Annotated in this window: 20 protein-coding genes; 8 read left to right on the top strand and 12 right to left on the bottom strand. The window is 50.1% G+C overall.

Translation table 11 applies throughout. The annotated features are described in order from the left end of the window. Nucleotides 1-19: 19 nt before the first annotated feature. The 5 genes from ABEB26_RS00815 to rpsF all read right to left on the bottom strand — a co-directional run bounded on the left by ABEB26_RS00815 (nt 20) and on the right by rpsF (nt 3,604). A complete protein-coding gene (locus ABEB26_RS00815) occupies nt 20-934 on the bottom strand; it encodes a PH domain-containing protein (protein WP_345720039.1) in 915 nt (304 codons plus the stop codon). A 69-nt stretch (nt 935-1,003) separates the two neighbouring features. Further along, nucleotides 1,004-2,377, bottom strand: coding sequence for a peptidylprolyl isomerase (locus ABEB26_RS00810; RefSeq protein ID WP_345720038.1), 1,374 nt, complete (start codon nt 2,375-2,377; stop codon nt 1,004-1,006). Nucleotides 2,378-2,472: 95 nt separating this feature from the next. Next, complete coding sequence (gene rpsR, locus ABEB26_RS00805; RefSeq protein ID WP_012192483.1) at nt 2,473-2,733, bottom strand: 30S ribosomal protein S18; 261 nt, start codon at nt 2,731-2,733, stop codon at nt 2,473-2,475. A gap of 45 nt (nt 2,734-2,778) precedes the next feature. Beyond that, nucleotides 2,779-3,279: a single-stranded DNA-binding protein gene (locus ABEB26_RS00800; RefSeq protein ID WP_345720037.1), complete on the bottom strand. Its 501-nt coding sequence runs from the start codon at nt 3,277-3,279 to the stop codon at nt 2,779-2,781. 19 nt (nt 3,280-3,298) lie between these two features. Continuing rightward, complete coding sequence (gene rpsF / locus ABEB26_RS00795) at nt 3,299-3,604, bottom strand: 30S ribosomal protein S6 (protein ID WP_054536583.1); 306 nt, start codon at nt 3,602-3,604, stop codon at nt 3,299-3,301. A 418-nt stretch (nt 3,605-4,022) separates the two neighbouring features. Here rpsF and ABEB26_RS00790 point away from each other — a divergent pair, with 418 nt between their 5' ends. Then, nucleotides 4,023-4,448: a GNAT family N-acetyltransferase gene (locus ABEB26_RS00790; protein WP_345720036.1), complete on the top strand. Its 426-nt coding sequence runs from the start codon at nt 4,023-4,025 to the stop codon at nt 4,446-4,448. 47 nt (nt 4,449-4,495) lie between these two features. Here the strand turns inward: ABEB26_RS00790 and ABEB26_RS00785 are convergent, their stop codons facing one another. Then, nucleotides 4,496-5,575, bottom strand: coding sequence for a s-methyl-5-thioribose-1-phosphate isomerase (locus ABEB26_RS00785; RefSeq protein ID WP_345720035.1), 1,080 nt, complete (start codon nt 5,573-5,575; stop codon nt 4,496-4,498). A 112-nt stretch (nt 5,576-5,687) separates the two neighbouring features. On the opposite strand from ABEB26_RS00785, the gene ABEB26_RS00780 reads away from it, so the two are divergent. The 3 genes from ABEB26_RS00780 to ABEB26_RS00770 all read left to right on the top strand — a co-directional run bounded on the left by ABEB26_RS00780 (nt 5,688) and on the right by ABEB26_RS00770 (nt 9,370). Next, entirely contained in the window at nt 5,688-6,296 is a 609-nt protein-coding gene (locus tag ABEB26_RS00780; RefSeq protein ID WP_345720034.1) for a YdcF family protein, read from the top strand. A 79-nt stretch (nt 6,297-6,375) separates the two neighbouring features. Next, nucleotides 6,376-7,266: a hypothetical protein gene (locus tag ABEB26_RS00775; protein WP_345720033.1), complete on the top strand. Its 891-nt coding sequence runs from the start codon at nt 6,376-6,378 to the stop codon at nt 7,264-7,266. A 121-nt stretch (nt 7,267-7,387) separates the two neighbouring features. Then, on the top strand, nt 7,388-9,370 hold the full coding sequence (locus ABEB26_RS00770) for an amidohydrolase family protein (RefSeq protein WP_345720032.1): 1,983 nt from the start codon (nt 7,388-7,390) through the stop codon (nt 9,368-9,370). A 63-nt stretch (nt 9,371-9,433) separates the two neighbouring features. On the opposite strand, the gene ABEB26_RS00765 is transcribed toward ABEB26_RS00770, so the two are convergent. Then, nucleotides 9,434-10,309: a LiaF transmembrane domain-containing protein gene (locus ABEB26_RS00765; RefSeq protein WP_345720031.1), complete on the bottom strand. Its 876-nt coding sequence runs from the start codon at nt 10,307-10,309 to the stop codon at nt 9,434-9,436. 18 nt (nt 10,310-10,327) lie between these two features. Then, nucleotides 10,328-10,882, bottom strand: coding sequence for a PspC domain-containing protein (locus ABEB26_RS00760; RefSeq protein WP_345720030.1), 555 nt, complete (start codon nt 10,880-10,882; stop codon nt 10,328-10,330). 311 nt (nt 10,883-11,193) lie between these two features. On the opposite strand from ABEB26_RS00760, the gene ABEB26_RS00755 reads away from it, so the two are divergent. After that, nucleotides 11,194-11,856 (top strand): phosphatidylserine decarboxylase, encoded by a 663-nt coding sequence (locus ABEB26_RS00755; protein ID WP_345720029.1) that lies wholly within the window; start codon nt 11,194-11,196, stop codon nt 11,854-11,856. Beyond that, the gene (pssA, locus tag ABEB26_RS00750; RefSeq protein WP_345720028.1) at nt 11,853-12,545 is read left to right on the top strand and encodes a CDP-diacylglycerol--serine O-phosphatidyltransferase; all 693 of its coding nucleotides are present in this window, start codon (nt 11,853-11,855) and stop codon (nt 12,543-12,545) included. Before ABEB26_RS00755 ends, pssA begins: the two co-directional genes overlap by 4 nt. 56 nt (nt 12,546-12,601) lie before the next feature. On the opposite strand, the gene ABEB26_RS00745 is transcribed toward pssA, so the two are convergent. The 4 genes from ABEB26_RS00745 to ABEB26_RS00730 form a co-directional block, all read right to left on the bottom strand. Beyond that, complete coding sequence (locus ABEB26_RS00745) at nt 12,602-13,600, bottom strand: patatin-like phospholipase family protein (RefSeq protein WP_345720027.1); 999 nt, start codon at nt 13,598-13,600, stop codon at nt 12,602-12,604. Nucleotides 13,601-13,686: 86 nt separating this feature from the next. Then, nucleotides 13,687-14,181 carry a cyclic pyranopterin monophosphate synthase MoaC gene (gene moaC, locus ABEB26_RS00740; RefSeq protein WP_345720026.1) on the bottom strand — a complete coding sequence of 165 codons (495 nt, stop codon included), beginning with the start codon at nt 14,179-14,181 and terminating at the stop codon, nt 13,687-13,689. A gap of 16 nt (nt 14,182-14,197) precedes the next feature. Next, on the bottom strand, nt 14,198-14,695 hold the full coding sequence (locus ABEB26_RS00735; RefSeq protein WP_345720025.1) for a hypothetical protein: 498 nt from the start codon (nt 14,693-14,695) through the stop codon (nt 14,198-14,200). Further along, nucleotides 14,688-15,575, bottom strand: a complete 888-nt coding sequence (locus tag ABEB26_RS00730) for an STAS domain-containing protein (protein ID WP_345720024.1) — start codon at nt 15,573-15,575, stop codon at nt 14,688-14,690. The genes ABEB26_RS00735 and ABEB26_RS00730 overlap by 8 nt, the downstream gene beginning before the upstream one ends. A gap of 140 nt (nt 15,576-15,715) precedes the next feature. Here ABEB26_RS00730 and speB point away from each other — a divergent pair, with 140 nt between their 5' ends. Further along, on the top strand, nt 15,716-16,618 hold the full coding sequence (gene speB / locus ABEB26_RS00725) for an agmatinase (RefSeq protein ID WP_345720023.1): 903 nt from the start codon (nt 15,716-15,718) through the stop codon (nt 16,616-16,618). A gap of 213 nt (nt 16,619-16,831) precedes the next feature. Next, nucleotides 16,832-20,716, top strand: coding sequence for a CSLREA domain-containing protein (locus ABEB26_RS00720; protein WP_345720022.1), 3,885 nt, complete (start codon nt 16,832-16,834; stop codon nt 20,714-20,716). Nucleotides 20,717-20,838 lie beyond the last annotated feature (122 nt).

Below are 20,838 nucleotides of genomic sequence, written 5' to 3'. Positions count from 1 at the left end.
CGCGGCTGGTTGATCAGGGCTAGCCGCGCACCACCACCCAAACTGCCACACCTAAAAAGAGTTGAACCACCGAGCTACCAATTAATAAGGCAAACGCCCCAGCCCGTGAAGTTCGATACACCAATGCCCCAAATCCAGCATTGATCAGCCAAGCGAGCAACCCAACCAAGGGCAAGGCTAACAGTTGTTCGCGGGCTTCGACTCCACTAACTGCACCTGTGGCATCAATCCGAATTGGTACTTCAAGCGGCAGTTGGTTATAGCGCCAAGCAATTAAGCCCCAAACTGCAAAATTGAGCAACAGCCCAACCACCAGCGCCCAGCGCACCGCATTATTCAACCAAAAATCATAGGCAATCCGCGTAGAGCGCACTACACCTTCGCTTTGAACTTGCACCACCCCCAAATTAAGCCGGCTTTCGACCTCTTGGATAAAGCTATCACGTTGGGCTGGAGTAATTACATAACTACCGCCCGTGGTGCGTAAAAGCAGGGCTTGTTCGGCAGGTTGGGTGCTAAAGAAATTCAAAACCTGCTCATCAACTGCCTGACCAACCCCGCTAGTATAACCAAAACGAGTGAGCAAACCAGGCTTTTGCTTCACAGCCACACTTGGCTCAACCGCTGTAATCAAGTTCATCGGCACAACCGCAGTATTCCCCAACCAGTGAATCGTCAAGGCATTGCGATCGACCCGATAGTGCAAAGTTAAGGCACTCCCAACCCGATACAGCATAATCACGCTAATCAAAAAGCCCGAAACTGCTGATGCAAACCAAGCAAATGTAGTTAAATCGATGCGCCATGTGGTGGCAGTACCAGCGATATCGGCAAGCAATTGCATGGTTGCCCAAATCGTTGCGCCAATGATCAGCACGGTAATTGCTAGGGCAACCCATACTCGCATCGTTCGTTTGGCCCACCATCGATTCATGGAAACTCCTCAGATTAAACAACAAGTGGCGGGTCGCCTTTGACCCGCCACTATTCTACCTGTTTTTGCTTATGGTGTTGGCGTTACTGCTTCGGTTGGCGCAACTGCACCAGTTGGAGTTGCGGTAACTGCCGCTGGATCAGTGGTTGGCTGTGGAATCGTGGTTGGAATTGGCTCGATCGTTGGTGGAACGGTCGTTGCGGTTGGTTCGGGGAAACGTTGTACAGCAGCAGCAGTACGTTTTTCCTCAACCCACTTAAGCACAGCCTCATCGCGCTTGGTGGCCAAATCGGTTTGGCTTGGGCGCAATTCACGCTGATGTACCAAAACAATATGCCAACCTTGGGTCGATTGATACGGCTTGCCAATTACCCCAACTTCTTGGGTTGAAATTGGCTGGGTAATGCCCAAGGCATCAAATTGAGTTAGTGGTCGCATGCCTGTGGCTGGATTATCGACTGCATTATCGTTAGTATTCAACACTTGCACATCAGTAAAGCTAGCCGTATCGGTCAACTGCGCAGCAATATCATCGATTTTGGCTTTGGCTTGCGCCCATTTGGTTACGGTTACGGGGTCGGTTGGGTCGGTAATATTTGCAGTTACGAAAATTTGCTGCGCATCAGCATAAATTTCCTTGGTTGCTTGATCTTCGGTGACCAATTTTTCGCCAAGTTTTGTACGCAACAACTGCAAGCGTTCTTGGTGCAACACAAAGGCCTTAAATGCTTCGCGATCAAATGGCAAGGTTGCCAAGCCATAGGTCGAAGTTTCTTCAATAAATTCGCGCAATGTACCAAAATAGGTGGTCACTGCCGAATCAACCCGATTGCTGGCCTCGCTGAGGGTTGGAGTTGAAGTTGGGGTTGGAGTCAACGAAGCAGTATCAGTTAAACCAGTGGTTGAGGTTACTGGGGCAACTGGGTTCATCACTTCGTTGGCGGGAGCAAACTTGGTTGCCAAGCTTTGTTGCAATTCTTCATCGCTGACCGTAATGCCTTCAGCGGTAGCATTGTTTTCAAGCACCTTATCATTGATCAGCTGATCAAGCACAGCATAATCAAGTGGAGCATTCTGATCTTTCAAGCCAGCAATATAATTGGTGACATCGGTAGCAAATTGCTCGGTGCCTTGCAATTGATATTGGGCATATTGCTGAATTTGTTGAGCCAAATTAATTGCTTGTTGGGCTTGCATAATTTGGCGATATTGTTGATATTCGGCGTTGGTAACTTCAACCCCGGCAACATTCGCGATGGTTTTGTTAGGGACAATCACCTTCTGAATGACCAGCCCAATCCCAATCAGGAGCACCGCCAAGCCAACCGCAGCAGCGGCGATTAGCAACACACGAGTGCTTTGCTTGCGTTCTTGATCCCAGCGAGCACGTTGCCGTTTGTTCAGTGGCTTCGAGTGCTGCACATTCTCAGTATGTTTTGCCATAATCCTTGCCTACTCCATTGGGGGAAACTAAAGTAAAGCAGGCACAGCGCGGATCTCGCGACTGTGCCTGTGCTTCGTTAACCAACGACGCAGAATTAACCGCGGGTATTTTCAGAAACGAATGGCAACAGCGCCAAGTGACGAGCGCGTTTGATTGCAACATTCAATTTACGTTGATATTTAGCACATGTGCCAGTGCGGCGGCGGGGCAAAATCTTGCCGCGATCCGAGACCATCCGTTGCAAGCGCTTGATATCTTTGTAATCGGGCACAATCCCCTCAGCCGTGAAGACACACACTTTGCGACGGGGTGTGTATTTGCGGCGACCTGCCGACTTACGGCGTTGATCTGACATGCGAACGGCTCCTTGTATGTTCTAGTAATTCAAATTCAGCAGTTTTTAGAATGGGATATCGTCATCGCCGATATCGGGCTCGTTGTAGCCAGCGCCACCGCCGTAGCTCCCACCACGATTATAATCATTGGCGGAGTTATCGCGGGCTGGGCGTTGATTGCCACCAGCTTGGTAGCCACCGCTGCGCGACTGGCCTTGGCCTTGCTGTTGGTCAGTACGATCAAGAATGATCATATCGCTGGCAACCACTTCGGTACGAAAGCGCTTTTGGCCGCTATCGTCATCCCACGAGCGGGTTTGTAGCCGACCCTCGATATAGACGCGGCTGCCTTTGGTCAGATACTGATTACAGATCTCGGCCAATTTGTTCCAGACCACGACCGAAAACCACTCGGTTTCATCGCGGGTCTCGCCATTGGGGTCTTTCCACTGACGACCAGCGGCGACAGTGAAGTTGGTCACGGGGGTTCCTTGCGGCGTAAAACGCATTTCAGGATCTTTGCCCAAGCGACCAATAATCATCACTTTATTTAAATCTTTCGCCACGGTTTCCTCCCCGTTGGTTTTAGCGCTTGGTTTCGTCGCGGATCAACAAATAGCGCAGGATTTGTGGAGCCAACTTCAAGTGACGTTCGACTTCAGTCACGCGATCAGCGTTCAAGCTGAAGTGGGTCAAGAAGTAGAAACCTTCAGTGTAGTCGTCGATAGGATACGCCAATTTGCGGCGGCCCCAAGGAGCGCCTTGTTCAGTGCTAGCTACTTCGCCGCCTTGAGCTTTGATATAGCCTTGGATGGTCTCGATGGTCGTGTTGAGTTCTTCCTCGCCACCCAAATCAGGGCGCAGGACGGTCATCATTTCGTATGCACGCACGATGTTTTCACCTACATGAAACATTAAATTGCCACCGTTTCATGGCACGGGGCCGCCAATATCCAATTGAGTTATATGCATGGAGTCAAGGGGTTGCGTTGCAACCAGCACCAAAATGATGCGAGGAGGGTTCAAAGCGAACCACTCGAAGACTCCTTCCTTCGGGTTTGCCCCGTTTTGCCGTGGGTTTGGTGGCCACAAGGCTACGGAGCAGAAAGGCCGCCGCAGTATAGCATAAAAGCCATCGTAGAGCAAAGAGCATAGAACATCGGGTTCAGAAGCCAGGGGCCAGACGTTAACACAGAGCATAGCGAAACAGGGGGCAAAGAACCTAACTTAAGCGATTATGGCAAGGAATCTGTAACAGGAAAACCTGCGATAATAGCCCCAATTATGCTGTTGTGGAGCAACCAGACCGATGCAAATCCAACAAATTGAAAGTGCCGCCGAGATTGCCAGCACCTTTGCCGTGATGCGTGAGCTGCGGCCAGGCTTAGTTGAAGCAGAGTATGTTGCAAGAATTCAAAGGATGATCCAGCGTGATGGCTATCAGATGGCCGCCGTCGTCGTTGAAGGTCAGGTTCAAGCTGTGGTGGGCTATCGCTTCATGGAAATGCTGTATGCTGGAATGTTGCTGTATGTTGATGATCTGATCACCTCCGCCAGCCAACGCTCTAGTGGCCATGGCAAGGCCTTGTTGGATTGGCTCAAAGCTGAAGCCAAAGCCCAAGGCTGCAACGAACTACATCTTGATAGCGGCGTGCAGCGCGAACAAGCCCATAAATTCTATTTTCGCGAAGGCTTGACGATCAGCGCCTACCATTTTCGAATTGCGCTTGATTAATGAACAAGCCCAGTGCTAAGCTCAAAACTCGGCACTGGGCATTAAATTCATCCCAACAACGGAATAACATCAAGTGGTGCATCGTTGCTATCATCCAAATAGCGTTGAATCATGGCTGGCCGATAAATCCCACGATCAGTCACGATACTACTAATCAGCTCTGGCGGGGTTATATCAAAGGCTGGATAATAGCCACGCACGCCTTCAGGAGCGATACGCTGGCCATTCATCATCAGCACTTCATCGCCATTGCGTTCTTCAATGGGAATCTCAGCGCCAGTTGGCGTGTTGAGATCGGGGCCATCATAGCCCAGCACATAAAACGGCACACCATGACGTTTTGCCAGCACGGCATTGGTATAGGTTCCAACTTTATTAGCGATCGAGCCATCGAGAGCAATTCGATCAGCGGCAGTCATATACACCGTGATCAGATCCCGGCTAAAACAAAAGCCCGACATATTATCGTTAATCACCGTCACTTGTGAGCCAATTTCCAAGGCTTGCGAGGCCGTCAGCCGAATACCTTGACCATAGGGTCGGGTTTCAGTGGGCATAACCGCCACGTGTTTGCCCTGTTTAACCACCGCCGTGTAGAGCATCCAATTAAAGGCCGCTCCAGGATAGCAAACCGTCAAAACCGTATCGCCATCGGTCAATAATTCGGCTGCTCGCACGCCACAACGCTCGGCTGAACGGTCGCCACGCTGAATTTCGCCCGCAACATAGCCATAAACCACTTCGTTTGGAGCTTGGTTTTGCTCAAGTGCCTGCAAGGCTAGGCGTTCGGCCTCGGCCAAAATTGTGTGTAAATCGTCAGCAGTTGGGCGAGTGCGGCGCAAGCGCTCCAAGGCTTGAGCTAAAACCATTTGCTGTTGGGCTAACGAATAGTCAGTAGCTTGATCGAGGGCTAAAGCCAAACCATAGCCAGCAGCATAGGCCAAGGGCGGGCCACCCTGAATCACCATCGTCTCGATGGCTTGAGCCACGGCTTCGAGATCAGCACAATCGACCCAAACAGTTTGGGCTGGATACAAACGGCGATTTAATATAGCAACAATGCCTTTTTCGCGGTCGTAGCGCAGGGTATCGCCACGGCGGGTTAGCAAAGGTAAACGTCCAGTCATCAGCAACCTCATACATTTTTTTGATGCTAAAATTGTAGCAGAGATTGCGCCGCAACTCGCTTGGGCGTGGTAGTATAGCGCACGAAGCAGCAAAATAGGGCAAAGGATCGCAATGCAATCACCAGCAAAACAATGGCTTCGCCGCAGCATCCGAGGGCTACTCGCCAGCTTATGTTTGGCAGCGGTAATGTTTATCAGCACGGGCTACATTGTATATCGCCAAGCCCAACGAGCTGAATTGCGCCCGGTTGATGCCTTGTTGGTGCTGGGTGCAGCCCAATGGGATGGTGAGCCATCGCCAGTTTTAGAAGCGCGGCTGACCGAAGCAATTCGTTTATACCGCTTGGGTTATGCCCGCCGAATCATCGTTTCGGGTGGTACGGGCCTTAACGATACTCGCTCAGAGGCCTCGGTTGCCTATGATTATTTGATCGAACACTCGATTGATCCAACCTTGATCATCAGCGTAGCGCAAGGCAGGGATACCCGTAGCACCTTGTTGGCAGTCCACGATGAAATGCAACGCCAGCAGATCGATAGTTTATTGATTGTGACCGACCCTCCACACCTGCTGCGAGCGCTCAAAATGGCCCACGACTATGGTATTACAAGCTTTGGAGCGCCCGTCAAAGCCAATAGCCCAACTACGAATTGGGCTAGTATCAAAGCTACCAGCCGAGAAGCCTTGGCCTACCTCGCCTATGTACTCTTAGATCAATAAGATCGTGACTTTTGGGATACCATAAACTGAGCATCTGTGCGTCAAAGTCAGCGTATGTGCTTTCAGAGGAGGCCGCGCGATGATGACAGTACACTCTTTGCCCACCGCCATTCATGCTGTCTACCACAGCTTGATCGACCACCCCCGTTGGCACAACTTTGGCAAACGCACCTTTGGCTCTTGGCGCGATCTGTTGCTGATCGAAGCCGTTGTTCGTTATCCACGTCAAACCCTGCATGGTTATGTCAATTACCTACATTACTACACCCCATTAATTGTAGCGAGTGTGTTAGAGAAGGCTTTACGCAAAGGCTGGTTAGTGCTTGAACGTGGCAAATACGAGCCTGGGCCACATTATTTAGCATATCTAATTGAACGAGCCGATTTGATTCAAGAATTATTTGATGTTTGGCCGGAAGCTGCAGCCCATGCCGTGGCTGAATATGGCGAGCGCTTATGCGAGGCGATTCCAACCCAAGCCTGCCTTGATCATTTGCTGTATGCCTATGGGCCACGGCCTAGCGCTCATAAAGCTGCAACCTTCGAAGAACGGGCCTTGATGGTTTGTACGGCACTGAGCAACTATCGCGCCGATGCTAAGGCGTTGGCATGGCATGCCTGTGGCATTAGTCCAGCTCAAGGCATGATTTTACGCTCGATTGTTAAACATCATAATCCGATCTCCCGCCCGGATTTATTAATCGCAGTTGATCCGTATTTGGGTATTTGCGCCGAAAGCACGATCGACGGATTATTGTCGCAACAATGGATCACCCGTGATGATCGTGGTTTGCGCCTAACTGCCACGGGTTGGGGCTATTGGCATGCAGCGCGGAGCGCCTTGCGCCAACGAATTGCCCAGCTGTATAGTGTGCTCGATTATCACGAAACCCAAGCGTTTATAATGGGCGCACAAACCCTCGTTAACACAACTAAATATGTCTTTGCCCAACATTTAGCCGCCGCTTGATCCACATTTAACCAAAACAGTGGTACAATGACCTGAATACCTCCCGCCAGACGGGACTCAAATATGCCATCTAAGGCACAAGCGATGATGCTTGTGCTTTTGTGCAACATAAGGAGGCCAAATGGCTTTACAACAAATTGATACCCTGCTGCTTAACGGCATCATCGTCACAATGGACGCAGCAGGCACGATCATTCGTGATGGTGGGGTGGCAATTCAGGCTGGTGCAATCGTCGAGGTCGGCCCAAGCAGCCAGTTGCGCGAACGCTATACCGCCAGCCAAACGATCGACTGTAACAATCATGCCATTGTGCCTGGATTAATCAATGGCCATGCTCACGTTCCAATGAGTTTGTTGCGCGGCATCGTCGCCGATCAGCAGCTGGATGTGTGGCTCTATGGCTATATGTTTCCAGTCGAGAGTCGCTTTGTTAACCCCGAATTTGTCTACCATGGCACACGCCTCTCGTGTGCCGAAATGATCAAGGGCGGCATTACAAGCTTCGTCGATATGTATTATTTCGAGGAAGAAGTTGCCCGCGCCGCCGATCAAGCAGGGATGCGGGCAATTTGTGGCCAAACCGTGATGAAATGGCCAACCCCCGATGCCGCCTCTTACGACGAAGGTTTGGAGCGCACTCGCCGCTTTTTCGAGCAATGGAAAGATCATGGTCGGGTGATTCCAGCGATTGCGCCGCACGCACCCTATACCTGTAACAGCACCATTTATCGCGCTGCCGCCGAATTGGCTCGCGAATTCGATGTACCGCTGGTAACTCACCTCAGCGAAACTGCCCGCGAAGTCGAAGAGGCTCGTCAACTGGTCGATAAATCGCCAATCGCCTATGTCGCCGATTTGGATGCCTTCACCGATAAAGGGATTGCGGCCCACTGTGTGCACATCGACAAACGCGATATGCAATTGCTCAAAAAGCATAACGCTGGAGCCGTGCCCTGCCCAACTAGCAACCTCAAACTGGCGAGCGGCGTGGCCAAATATGGCGAAATGTTGCAAGCTGGCGTGAATGTTGGGCTTGGCACCGATGGCCCTGCCTCCAACGACGACCAAGATTTGTGGTTAGAAGTGCACTTGGCGGCAATCTTGCCCAAAGGTGTTACTGGTGATCCAACGGTGGTCAATGCCAAACAAGCCTTTGCCATGGCCACCAGCATGGGTGCTAAAGCTGTGCACCTCGATCATTTGGTTGGCAGTGTCGAAGCTGGCAAACGCGCCGATATCACAATTGTGGATTTGGGTGGATTGCACGTCGTGCCAGCTCCAGCCTACAACTACAGCAATGACTCAATCTATAATCACTTGGTCTACTCAGCGCGTTCGGGCGATGTACGCCATGTGTTGATCGATGGGGCATTTGTGCTGCAAGATCGTCAATTGTTGACACTTGATGAACATGAAGTTCGGAGCAATGCCCTGCGGATCGCCGAAACGATCAATCAATTCCTCAGCCAACGTGAAGTCAATCTGTTGGATAAAATTCTGGCGATCGGCGGAGTCAAACAAGCCGAAATTTTTGAAGTTCAAGTCAAGGCGCGTTTGGAAGATGCTAGTAGCGTCGAAGCCTTCCTCGAATCTGAGGCGGTCGAAATTACTAAAGCTAGCGAACGCAAGCAATACGACACCTACTTCAGCTTCGATGATCCCAGTCGTGGGCGGATTCGCTACCGTGAAGATCATCGGGTTGATGGCTCGCGGCTCGAACCAAAATACAATTTGACTTTGACCATGCCCAATGAACGTGAAGATTTGCCCTCGGCAGTCTTACTTTCCCGGGCACGCTACACCGCGCCAGCTGATCGATCGTTGCGCTTCTATCGTGAATATTTCTCGCCTGATCATGTGATTGAAGTTGAGAAATATCGCCGCCGCTGGCGGATTATGTATGGCGAGGTTGATTTTGCAATCAATATCGATATGATCACCAGTGGTCCAGCCAAAGGCACCTATTTGGAAATCAAGAGCCGTACTTGGTCGGCGCGTGATGCTGAAAGCAAAACCCAAATTATCAGCGAATTGTTGCAGATGGCCGGAGTTAAGCCCGACCACATTATCAAGCAAGAATACGTTGAACTAGCCCAAGCCTAAACTCAAAATCCCGCAGTCATAAACTTCATGGCTGCGGGATTGGTTCGGTTGGCAAGGCAATGCTTACTTGATCGTGATACTTGAAGCCGAGCCTGAGAGATAAATATCTAAACGATACTCCTCTGGCGTAGCTTCCCAATCAGGGCTTCGATAGAGATCATCATCAACTTGCTGAATATTCAAATCGCGATTGAGATTAAAGGCCGTTGCGTTATCATCACGCTGAATTCGCACTGGAATATTGAGTGGCAAGCTTAATTCCAAGGTAGTGGCATCGATATTGAAATGATATTCACCACGCTCAGCCAAGCTAATAACCGCCGAGCCTGCATCTAATTCAGCATCAACTCTGCCAATTTGCAAGGTTGATAAATCAGCATTTAACGTTACATCGCGCAAATCCCAATCGAAATCAACTGGATGATTCATGGAAACCAAAATTGTTTGCGGGCCTTTATTACCACCAAATGGCTCATCTTGGCCCAAAACAATGCTGATATGTTCGCTATCTGGGTTCAGTTCACGCAAACCAATATTGGTTGCTTGCACAACTCCAGCAATCGAGGTTTGACCGTCGAGGATTTCAGGCTTGATTTCAAGCGTGCTGCCACGTTCATTGACAACAACTCTTGCCATTTGCGGTGCTGCGAAGGCTTCACTATAGATTTCATAGTTGGGTTCAGTATAGGTTAGGCTATAAGCACCCATGATCATTAAGACGATCATTGCCAAGCCAATACCAAAACGTGGTCGATTCCGCGCCACCAAAAGATCAAGGCCAGCCCCGATCAACAAGACTGGCCAGAACTCATCAAGCAGATCAAATAAACTGGCATCGAAAAGATTGATTGCTGATAGTGCCCCAAGCAAACCAAGGCCAATCAGCAAACAGGGCCAGAATAATGAGCGACGCTGCACCTGTTCTGTCGCAACTGTCATAATCAACTTCTCCCTCTCCTAGCCACGCCGCCGAAACAGCATCACCCCTAAGCCAATCAACAATAATGGCGTAATAAATTCGGCTGCCCCACCAAATTTATCGATAAAGGTAATCAAGCCAAATGCTAGCAGCAATAAGCCCAAAACCTTCTTGTTGTTGCGGGTTGAACGTGGCGCATGGGCTGGTTGCTGAGCCTGCGAATAGGGTGGAATATACTGATCAGGTCGGACTTGGACGGTTGTACCAGTATAGGCTTCTGGTTGCTCAGCAATTGGCTGGCCGGTAAATGGATCATAGCGATAGGGCGAGCTAGCATTACTGAATGGTTGCTGTGAGGGCGGCACAACGCCCGCCTGCTGCTGCGGCATAAAGGGCGGTGGCATAGCCCCAGGTTTTTCGCTTGGCATAATCAACCACAATACAGGATAAATCAAAAATGATAAGCCCGTAAAGATCAGTAAAATCATGACTAAACGCACCAGCGTTGAATCAATTTCAAAGTAAGCACCTAAGCCTCCACATACGCCAGCAAGTTTGCGGTCGTAATAGGAGCGCAATAACCGTGGTTGCATTGTTTGCCTCCGAACCTTGTGTAGTTTTGCTATCGATATGACGCGCTTTGTGGTGCAATTGTTGCAAGCAATCCTCGCACCAACAGGCTAAACGCTGAAACCTTTTTTTGCAGGGTTCGTATGTGCTAAGTTCAAGCCTTGGATGTGGACTTGCAAGCGATTGGCATTGTATGCAATCAAGCCAACTCTGTCGAGTTTTTGACGCAATGCGAAATTAACAAAGCACGATGGTATAATTACGCCTCAAATCCAAGCATGCGTGTTGCAGCGCCACTTACGGCCTGTTTGATAGTTTTTTAAGGAGTCGCTTCATGCCTTCTAACCGCGCTCGTGTTCGCCGTTCACTGCCGGGTATTGCCATCGAAGGCATGCCTTTCATCGGGGCCGGCTTGGGTTTGACCGCCCTGACAGCGTTATTTAGTCGCAAGGCAGCGATCTTACCCCTAGCGCTCACTGCGTTTACCAGCTATTTCTTCCGCGATCCCGACCGCGAATGCCCAGCCGATAGTTCAATTTTATATGCTGCCGCCGATGGTCACATTACGATGATCGATGAGGTCGATGAGCCACGCTTTATTGGCGGCAAGGCCACGCGAATCGTTACCTTCTTATCAGTGTTTGATGTGCATATCAATCGTACCCCTTGCGCTGGCACTGTCCAATATCGCGATTATGTTCAGGGCGAATTTCGCGCAGCTTGGGATGGCGAAGCTGATATCGTCAATGAACGGGCCTATCTTGGGCTAGAAACTGAACATGGCCCTGTTTTGATTAGCCAAATTGCCGGATTGGTAGCCCGTCGAATTATCACATGGCCAGTGGTTGGCGAAGAATTAGGCGCAGGCGAACGCTTTGGCTTAATTAAATTTGGCTCACGTACCGATATTCTGGTGCCAAGCGGCTCGATCAACATCTTTGTCAAGAAGGGTCAGGCCATCAAAGGCGGGTTGACCCAGATTGGAGCATGGCTGTGAAATTTCGCCGTTCATGGGTTCCCAATCTTGTTACGTCGGGCAACCTGTTTTGCGGCTTTTTAGCAGTTATCGCTGCTGTTGATGGTCAGGCCTTCAAAGCCGCTGTGCTCATTTGTTTGGCTGCAAGTTTTGATACACTCGATGGTCGCGCCGCGCGGATGTTGGGCGTAAGTGGCGAGTTTGGCAAGGAATTGGATTCGCTGGCCGATGTAGTTTCCTTCGGTACTGCTCCAGCCTTGCTGATTTACCAAATATCTTTGCGCGAGGTGGGCTGGATTGGCACAATTGCTGCGGGCATTTTTGTATGTTGTGGCGCTGGCCGTTTAGCTCGCTACAATTTGATTACCACCTCGGACAAGCGCTTTTTTGTAGGCATGCCAATTCCGATGGCGGGTATGACCGCAGCTTCGTTGGCACTCTACACTGGTGCACTCAACCCGTATGTGGCCACAGCATTAATTGGCTTTACCGGCTTCTTGATGATTAGTACCTTGCGTTTCCCAAGTGTTGAGCAAATTGCCTTTGAAACGTTCTTGCCAATTCGGATCGCTTTTATCGTGATCTTTGTGTTGGCACTTGCGCGACCAAGCCAATTTTTGTATGTTTTACCCCTCAGCTACATCTCCTATGGAATGATTGCTAACGTTGTTTGGGCAATTCGTGGGCGTGGTTCACGCAGTGCCGCTTAACGACAATTGGGCGTAGCAACCAACTACGCCCAATCAGCAAAAAGTTCAGCAATAATTTAACTTGGTGGAATAACTGAATCCTGAGGTAAGCCTTGGCGGCGCAACATTCCGCGCAAGATGCCAAAGCGCAAACGGGCTAATTGAGCTTGAGCCGCGATGCTGGTACGTAAGGCCGCCTCAACTTTACTACGCCGAGCTGGCTCGATTGGCGCTGCAACTGGTGCTAGTTGGTTTTGTTCGCTCAGGTAAGTTTTGGCACTTTGATAGCCCAAATCCATTAATTGGCTACTATAGCGAAAATCGCGCACATCAAGCCCACTGTAATGCAACATTTGAATATGATGCACTTTAACTCCAGCCTTAGCCGCCAAGCGAACTAATTCGCGTTCATGAGCCATTTGACGACGCATTAAGGCATCAAACGTGCGGGTCAACGAGCCACGCATGCCAAATGGCGGCACGGTTGCAGCTGCATCAAGCCCAATTTCCAAAGCCCAAATTTCGCTAGCCCCTTGTTGCAAGGCCACGCCAATTGGCAAATTCGAGACAAAACCACCATCAAGGTAGGTTTCACCGCGATAATGATAAGCAGGCAAATAGGGCGGCACGGCAGCGCTGGCCATCAAAGCATCAACCAAGCGCTCACGTGGATCATCGCCAAACAAATGCATATCACCAGTGCGATAGTTGGTAGCCGTGACAAAAAAGGGAATTGCTAAATCGCTGAAGCGGCGAATATTGGGGGGTAGCAACGAGAGAATAAAGCGCCGCAAGCCATGATTATGGTGCAGCGAGCCACGTCCCCGCACTACGCGCCAAGCCGAACGCAACGAGCCACCAGGAAAAATATCCTCACGCTTGACGCTTTTCCAGCGCTGGGCGATGCGTTGAATGCCAGCTAAACTGGGATGACAGGCTAAAACTGCCCCATTAATTGAACCAACTGAGGAACCAACGACTAAATCGGGGATAATGCCGGCTTCGAGCAGCGCAAGGGCTGCTCCGGCTTGGAGTGAGCCACGATTGGCTCCACCACTAAAAACAATTGCACGCATAGAGACAACCTTTCATGACCATTCTGCCACATCGTTGGGACAAACGTAGGTCTCAGGCGAGGCTCTACACGCTCGATCATCAAAGCTTACTCTGAGGTATCAAGCGGAGTTAGGGGATGCTGGAAATCGCCCCGTGCGCCGCCCGTTTTATTCCGAACAAAAACCTGCTCGATCACCATAGCACGATCAACAGCTTTGGCCATATCGTAAATGGTCAAGGCTGCGACTGATGCTGCCATCAGCGCCTCCATTTCTACGCCAGTGCGGCCTGTGCAACGCACCGTGCTGATGATACGAAGTAGCGATTGCTCAGGATGCGCCTCGATCTCAATCGCCACAGCACTTAGTGGGAGTGGATGACACAAAGGAATTAAATCGGCAGTGCGTTTGGCTGCCATAATTCCAGCGATGCGGGCGGTTGCCAAAACATCGCCTTTGGGCAATTCTCCGGCCAGCAAAAGCGTTAATGTCGTTGGCTGCATGCGCACATCGGCTTGGGCTTGGGCTTGGCGTTGGCTAACCGCTTTGTCACCAACGTCAACCATATGCGCTCGGCCTTGCTCATCAAGATGGGTCAACATGAATCGTTTGGTTTCCTCAAACCGCGAAATGAGCCAGCGTCCGTTCGAGTTGATCGACAACTTGGGGCACTAAGCCAGTTTCGCGCACATCGATTAATTGAGTAAAACGGCCTTGCTTGCTGCGTTGCTGCGCCCAAGTATGCACTTGAGGCCGAAAGCCATCTTCGATCCAAAAGATCGGGGTTTGCCAATCGGCTAGATGCTTGGCAACGCTGTTGAGCTTCCACAAAATCGCAGTCGGATTTTCGGGCAATGGCTCGATCAAGGGTAATTCTGGTAAACCAAGATCGCTATGTAAGCCAGTATTGGCGAGTTGCAGCCAGGTCGAACACCAGATTAATTGGCCGATTTTGGCCAAACGTGCGATCGAAGCATGAATTTGGGGCGGATATTGCACCGGAATCCCCGGCGGAATTTGCTGTTGTTCGCGCCCCAAACGCCCAAACATATTGATCACTCCATCAATATCCAGCAAAATTATTGGGCGTGGATCATGCCAATTGAGTTTAGCCACGCCGTTGCTCTTGCAATGGGCGAATGCCCAGCCCAACTTGTTCGAGCGCATATTCGATGCCATCTTGTAAATTGGCGCGAACCGACAATTGGCGTAAATCGATTTCGAGACCAACAATTGTTTGGGCAACTTCGGCGCTGATGCCGACCAAAATCACTTGTGCACCCAACAAACTAACGGCCTTGGTGGTTTGCACCAAATAATTGGCGATATTGGTATCAACAATTGGCACACCGGTAATATCCATAATCACAATATCCGATTGGCGTGCCACAATTTGCTCAAGCAAATCTTCGGTCAGCATTTGAGCGCGATTGGTATCGATCGAGCCAACCAATGGCAAGACCAAAATATTATCGTGAATTGGCGCGATTGGTGCTGCTAGTTCGCGCAAAGCCGCATTGGCTTGATCCAATTCGTTGGTCATTTGCTGCAAGGTTTCTTCGCGTTCGCGAATCCGTTCTTCGCGAATATCGACAAAGGCTTGGTAGCTATTTTTATTTGAGATAAAGGTCACTTCAGCAGCGGCGGCCAAGGCCATCGCATAATTCAATTCGTCATCAGCGAAACATTCGCGGGCAGCAACTTTGAGCGTGCTATAAATCGCCTCGCCAATTTGGGCCACAATGTCGCTGCTGGCGTTGGGATTATCGACGACAGGCTTGATCGATTGGCGAGAAAAATCGATCAACGCTTGTAAATCGCCGCGCAAAGCCGAAATTGTCGCTACAAACGGTTTTTGCATGCGGGGAATCAACTCTGCGTCCGAGAGCTTAGGATAGGGCGAATTGGGAATTTGGCGCAGCAACTCACCAGTGTGTTTGGCGAAGCGCCCAAGATTGGCTTCTAGAAAATCGGCTAATGCATGTTCGACGCTCATTGGTATCCTCGTTATTGACTAAATTGCTGATCGTCAGCGCCCGTTTGTCTCGTACAATGGTGATTATACCCGTTTCTGCGGTTGGCTTCTATGGTTCTCTTTATGGTTCTTAATAGTACTTTTGTGGAATGAGGAACACGATGACCCATACTACTCCCGATAACTTTTTGGGCTTAGATCAGCAGTATAGCACGCTGGAGACCAGCAAAGTGGTGGTTTTGCCTATCCCCTTTGAGGCTACTGTGAGTTATGGTGGTGGCACAGTCAATGGGCCAACGGCAATTATCGAGGCTTCGCAACAGGTCGAATTTTATGATCGTGAATTCGATACTGAGCCAGCCAAAAACTGGGGCGTGCATACCTTGCCCAGCGTTGAGGTCAACGATCAAGATCCTGATAGTGCCATGCAAAGCATCGCCAAAGCAGTTGAATCAACCGCGCGGTTGGGTAAATTGGTGTGTGTGCTGGGCGGCGAACATTCAGTTTCTGGCGCGGTCGCGCAAGGCCTCCACGCGGTCCATGGCGATTTCGTGACGGTGCAAATTGATGCTCACGCCGATTTGCGCGATCAATATGAGGGCAGCAAGCACTCCCACGCGTGTGCCATGCACCGAATTCTCGATGTTGGCGCTGGCGATTTGTTGCAATTGGGTATTCGATCATTGGATATCAGCGAAGCCCACATGATCAAAACTAACCCACGGATTACGACTTTTTATAGTGAAAATGTGCATGATGGGTTGCATTTACAAGCCTTGCGCGATTTTGTACGTGGCAAGCAAGTCTATTTCACAATTGATATTGATGGTTTGGATGTTGGCTTAGTCCCAGCGACTGGCACGCCCGAACCCGATGGCCTGACATGGCGTGAAGTGCTCGAAATTACCCGTATTCTAGTGCAAGAATCGGCTAAGGTCGTGGCCTTTGATATAATGGAATTAGCACCAATTGAAAATTTACATTCGCCAAATTTTGTTAGTGCCAAGCTCACCTACAAGGTTATGAGCATTATCATGGCCAAACAAGCTGATTTGTGGCAATAGTTTAAGCTAATTAATCATCACAACCAGGCCTAACATAAACCCAATTGATGATTAATCACTGGCATTGTCCGCAATCCTGAGCGCAGCACCACAACGAACACCAAGCATCAGCATTTGGTGTTCGTTGTTGCATGTTTGGTAATGTTCACCCAAGGCTAATTCCAACGATGTGTTTTGTGTGAGGTCGTCGATGCTGATGTTTGAGGTAGGCTTATGAAGCATGCATTTTCACTACGTTTTACTCGTTTGCTTTCATTAGGAATGGTCGGTTTATTGATTGTGACTGGGGCACTGCTCAATCGTCCGGTCGCTGCCCAACGGGCAGTATCACCAAATACCAAACAAGCGCTTGATCAAACAGTCATCCAACGGGCTGCGGCCTTAAATCAAGCTGCTGCCCAGCGCGAAATACCGCTAACTATTCAACGTTTGCGAGCCTTGAATTCGCCGCCAGCAGCGCCAAAACTTGTGGCGCAGCCTAAACCCTTTGTTCCAGCGGCAACTTTTGTGGTCAATACAGTTGCTGATACTGACGATGGCGCGTGTGATCCGCTTGGCACGGGAACGGGTAAGCAAGATTGTAGCTTGCGCGAGGCAATTAACGCGGCGAATGCTAATGCCGCTGCCGACACGATTAATTTTGCCATTCCAGGTGCGGGTGTTAAAACCATCGCCCTTACCAGCGAACTACCAGCCTTGCAAACTCAAATTCAAATCGACGGCTGTAGCCAGGCAGACAGCGATTGCAGCACATGGCCAATGAGTTTAATGGTTGAGATCGATGGTTCAGGCTTGAGCGATCCTGTGGGATTTACTGATACTGAAATTCTGCTGGCTGAAGCTGATGGCTCGGTCATTCGTGGCCTAGTTTTGAATGCTGCTCGTAGCCCAAGCTTTTTTACATGGATTGGGATTAACGTTAAAGGCAATAATGTTTGGCTGACCCAAAATATTATCGGTCTTGAACCTGATGGTCAAACCGCCAACGGCAACAATATGGGCATTTTGCTCTATCCAAACAGTAGCCAAGCGATCATTGGCACCAATGGCGATGGCAGCAATGATGCGCTCGAAGGCAATATCATTGCTGGCCAAACCTTCAATGGCATTTCATTCTCTGGTGGTGCAAATAGCCGGATCTCTGGTAACTATTTGGGGGTTGCTAGCGATGGCAATATTGCTCGCAGCAATCGCACTGGCATTGAATTTTTTGGGCCGACAATCGGCAATGTCACCATTGGTACCAACAGCGATGGCGTAAGTGATGCCTTCGAACGCAATATCATCAGTGGCAATACCTTAGGAATTTATATTGCTGGCTCATCAAATAATCAAATTAGTGGCAACTATATTGGCTTGAATGTAGCCGGAACCGCCGCCGCCGCCAACGAAACAGGCATCCAAATTAGCGCCAATACCAACGAAACGATCATTGGAACCGATGGTGATGGTGTGCGCGATGCAGTCGAAGGTAACGTGATCAGTGGCAATAGCGCTGAGGGCGTGCAAATCGCCGAATTTAGCGGTGGCTCTAGCGGCTTCCCAACCGATAATGTCATCGCTGGCAATATTATCGGGCTTGATCCAACTGGCTCAACCGCAATTGGCAATCAGCGCGGGGTGGTTTTACGCTTTGGCCCAAGTGGCACGCGCATCGGCACCAATGGCGATACGACAAGCGATAGCTTAGAACGCAACATCATTAGCGGCAATAGCGATTTGGGAATTGGCGTGGGTGGTGGTGATCAGCCAATCACCGATACGATCATCAGCGGTAACTATATTGGTACAAATATTACTGGTTTAGTAGCTCGGCCAAATGGGGCTGGGGTACAAATTCAAAATGAAGTTGCTGGCTTAGTGCTGGGCACTGATGGCGACGAAACTGCCGATGATGCCGAGGGTAACCTAATTAGTGGCAATAACGGCAATGGGGTGAATTTCGTTTTCGATCCTACTAACGTTGCAGTGCAAGGCAATCGCATCGGCGTAGCGCTCGACGATAGTCCGCTTGGCAACCAAGGCGACGGCATTGCGCTGCTCGAATTGAGCGCAATGGCTCCTAGCAACATCAAAATCGGCGGCGAAGGCTTATTTAGCGAAAATATCATTGCTTTCAATGCTGATTTAGGCATTGATATTAACAATGATGGGCCGACTGCTAACGATCTTGATGATCTCGATGCGGGGCCGAACAGCACCCAAAATTATCCTGTGGTAACCAGTGTCGTTGATAACGGCACAACGGTGACGATTCAAGCGACATTCAACAGCACAGCCAGCCAAGAATTTCGCATGGCCTTTTATAGCAATACCACCTGTGATGCTTCGGGCTATGGTGAGGGTCAACAATTCTTAGAAAGCGATTTTTTCACGACCGATGCTATTGGAAATAGCGTATTTACCAAGCTGTTTCCAAGTCCAGCCCCAAATATCACGATTTTAGCGACGAACGTCAATACCAACGAAACCTCGGAGTTTTCGCAATGTTGGGTTGCGCCCCCAGCAACAGCTACCCCGACCGCGACGAATACACCGACGAATACACCGACGAATACACCGACGAATACACCAAGCAATACGGCGACGAATACACCAAGCAATACACCGACGAATACAGCCACGGCCACGCCAAGTAATACGGCCTTGCCAGTTACACCAACAATTTCGCCGAGTGAATGTGTGCCGGGCAGCAATCTGCAAGTATTGTTCAGCGATAGCGTAAGCAGCACACCACTGTGGAATGTGAGCGGCACAGGCCCAACTTGGAGCTTGGATAGCAGTAGTTTCAATAGCCCAAGCCTTTCGTGGCATGCCGATAATCCTGAGACGATTAGTGATCAACGGCTAACAACCATGGCAGGTATCACAATTCCAGCAGGCGCAAGCGATATAACCCTATATTTCAACCATAACTATAGCTTTGAATTTGAGCCTGGTGGTGGCGGCGGCGAACCAACCCCAATGCCTGAACGCTCAACTAAACGCCACAACACGCCATTGGATATTTATTATGATGGTGGGGTGGTTGAGTATAGCACCGATGGTGTAACCTTTAACGATCTTGGTAGTTTCTTTACTAGCTCGGGCTACGATGGCATACTAACCGATGAAAGCGATAATCCTTTAGCAGGCCAATCCGCGTTCGTTGGATTAAGCGGCGATTACCCATTTTATATTGAAGAAACTGCCGATTTAACTGCGTTGGCAGGCCAAACCGTCTGGTTACGCTTCCGCATAGGTAGCGACAGTTTAGTGAGCGCTCCTGGTTGGAATGTTGATGATATTGTGGTGGCTGGCTGTCTGCCAAGTGCTGCAACCTCTACGCCAACCACCACCTCTACGCCAACAGCTACGAACACGGCGACAGCTACTCCAACAAATACACCAACCAGTACGGCAACGGCAACAACTACCAACACGGCGACAGCAACTGCAACCAGTACGGCGACAGCTACACCAAGCAACACGCCAACCAGTACAGCAACGGCAACCGTGAGCAATACGCCAACCGCGACTGGTACGCCATTTATTGGCACAAGCCAAAACTTCTTGCCGTTGGTGTTGGGCTATTGCTATGCCGATTTGCAGGTAAGCAGCATCACGGTTGACCAGCAATTGGTTGTGACAGTCACCAATCAAGGTAATTGTGCGTCGAGCGAAGCATTTTGGGTCGATTTGTATATCGCGCCTAATCCAGCGCCCAGCCATGTCAACCAACAATGGTGGGATGTTGCCAGCCAAGGCATTGTTTGGGGCGTGACTCAAACGCTGGAACCAGGCCAATCGATCACCCTTCGTCCCTATGATCAATATTATTCAGCGCGGCGCAGCGAGTGGGCTAATCGAATCGCGGCCCAAACCAAGTTGTATGTTCAGGCCGATGCCTACAATGCTGCGACTAGTTATGGCGCAGTCTTGGAGTTGCACGAAGCCTTCAATTTTGAATATAACAACATTGCCTCAATCACCACCAGCGCTAATTTCAGCCAACCAACTGGGTTACGCCAGCAATTAGCCACTGAAATAGGCTTGCCTATGCGGGCAATGCCAAGTAACGCAGCCCCAAATCAATTTCGGCCAATTCCTGCCCGCTAAAGGTTGGGCAATAATTGGTTTTGTCGATGCTGAATAATCTACATGTCCTCACCCCAACCCCTCTCCCACTACGGCGGGCGAGGGGAGTTCCACCCTTCAACCGTTCCCCCTCGCCTCGCTGG

The organism is Herpetosiphon gulosus, from assembly GCF_039545135.1.
Taxonomy (GTDB): Bacteria; Chloroflexota; Chloroflexia; order Chloroflexales; family Herpetosiphonaceae; genus Herpetosiphon; species Herpetosiphon gulosus.
The sequence above is the reverse complement of the archived record's forward strand: the minus strand, read 5'-3'. Positions and strand labels throughout refer to the sequence as shown.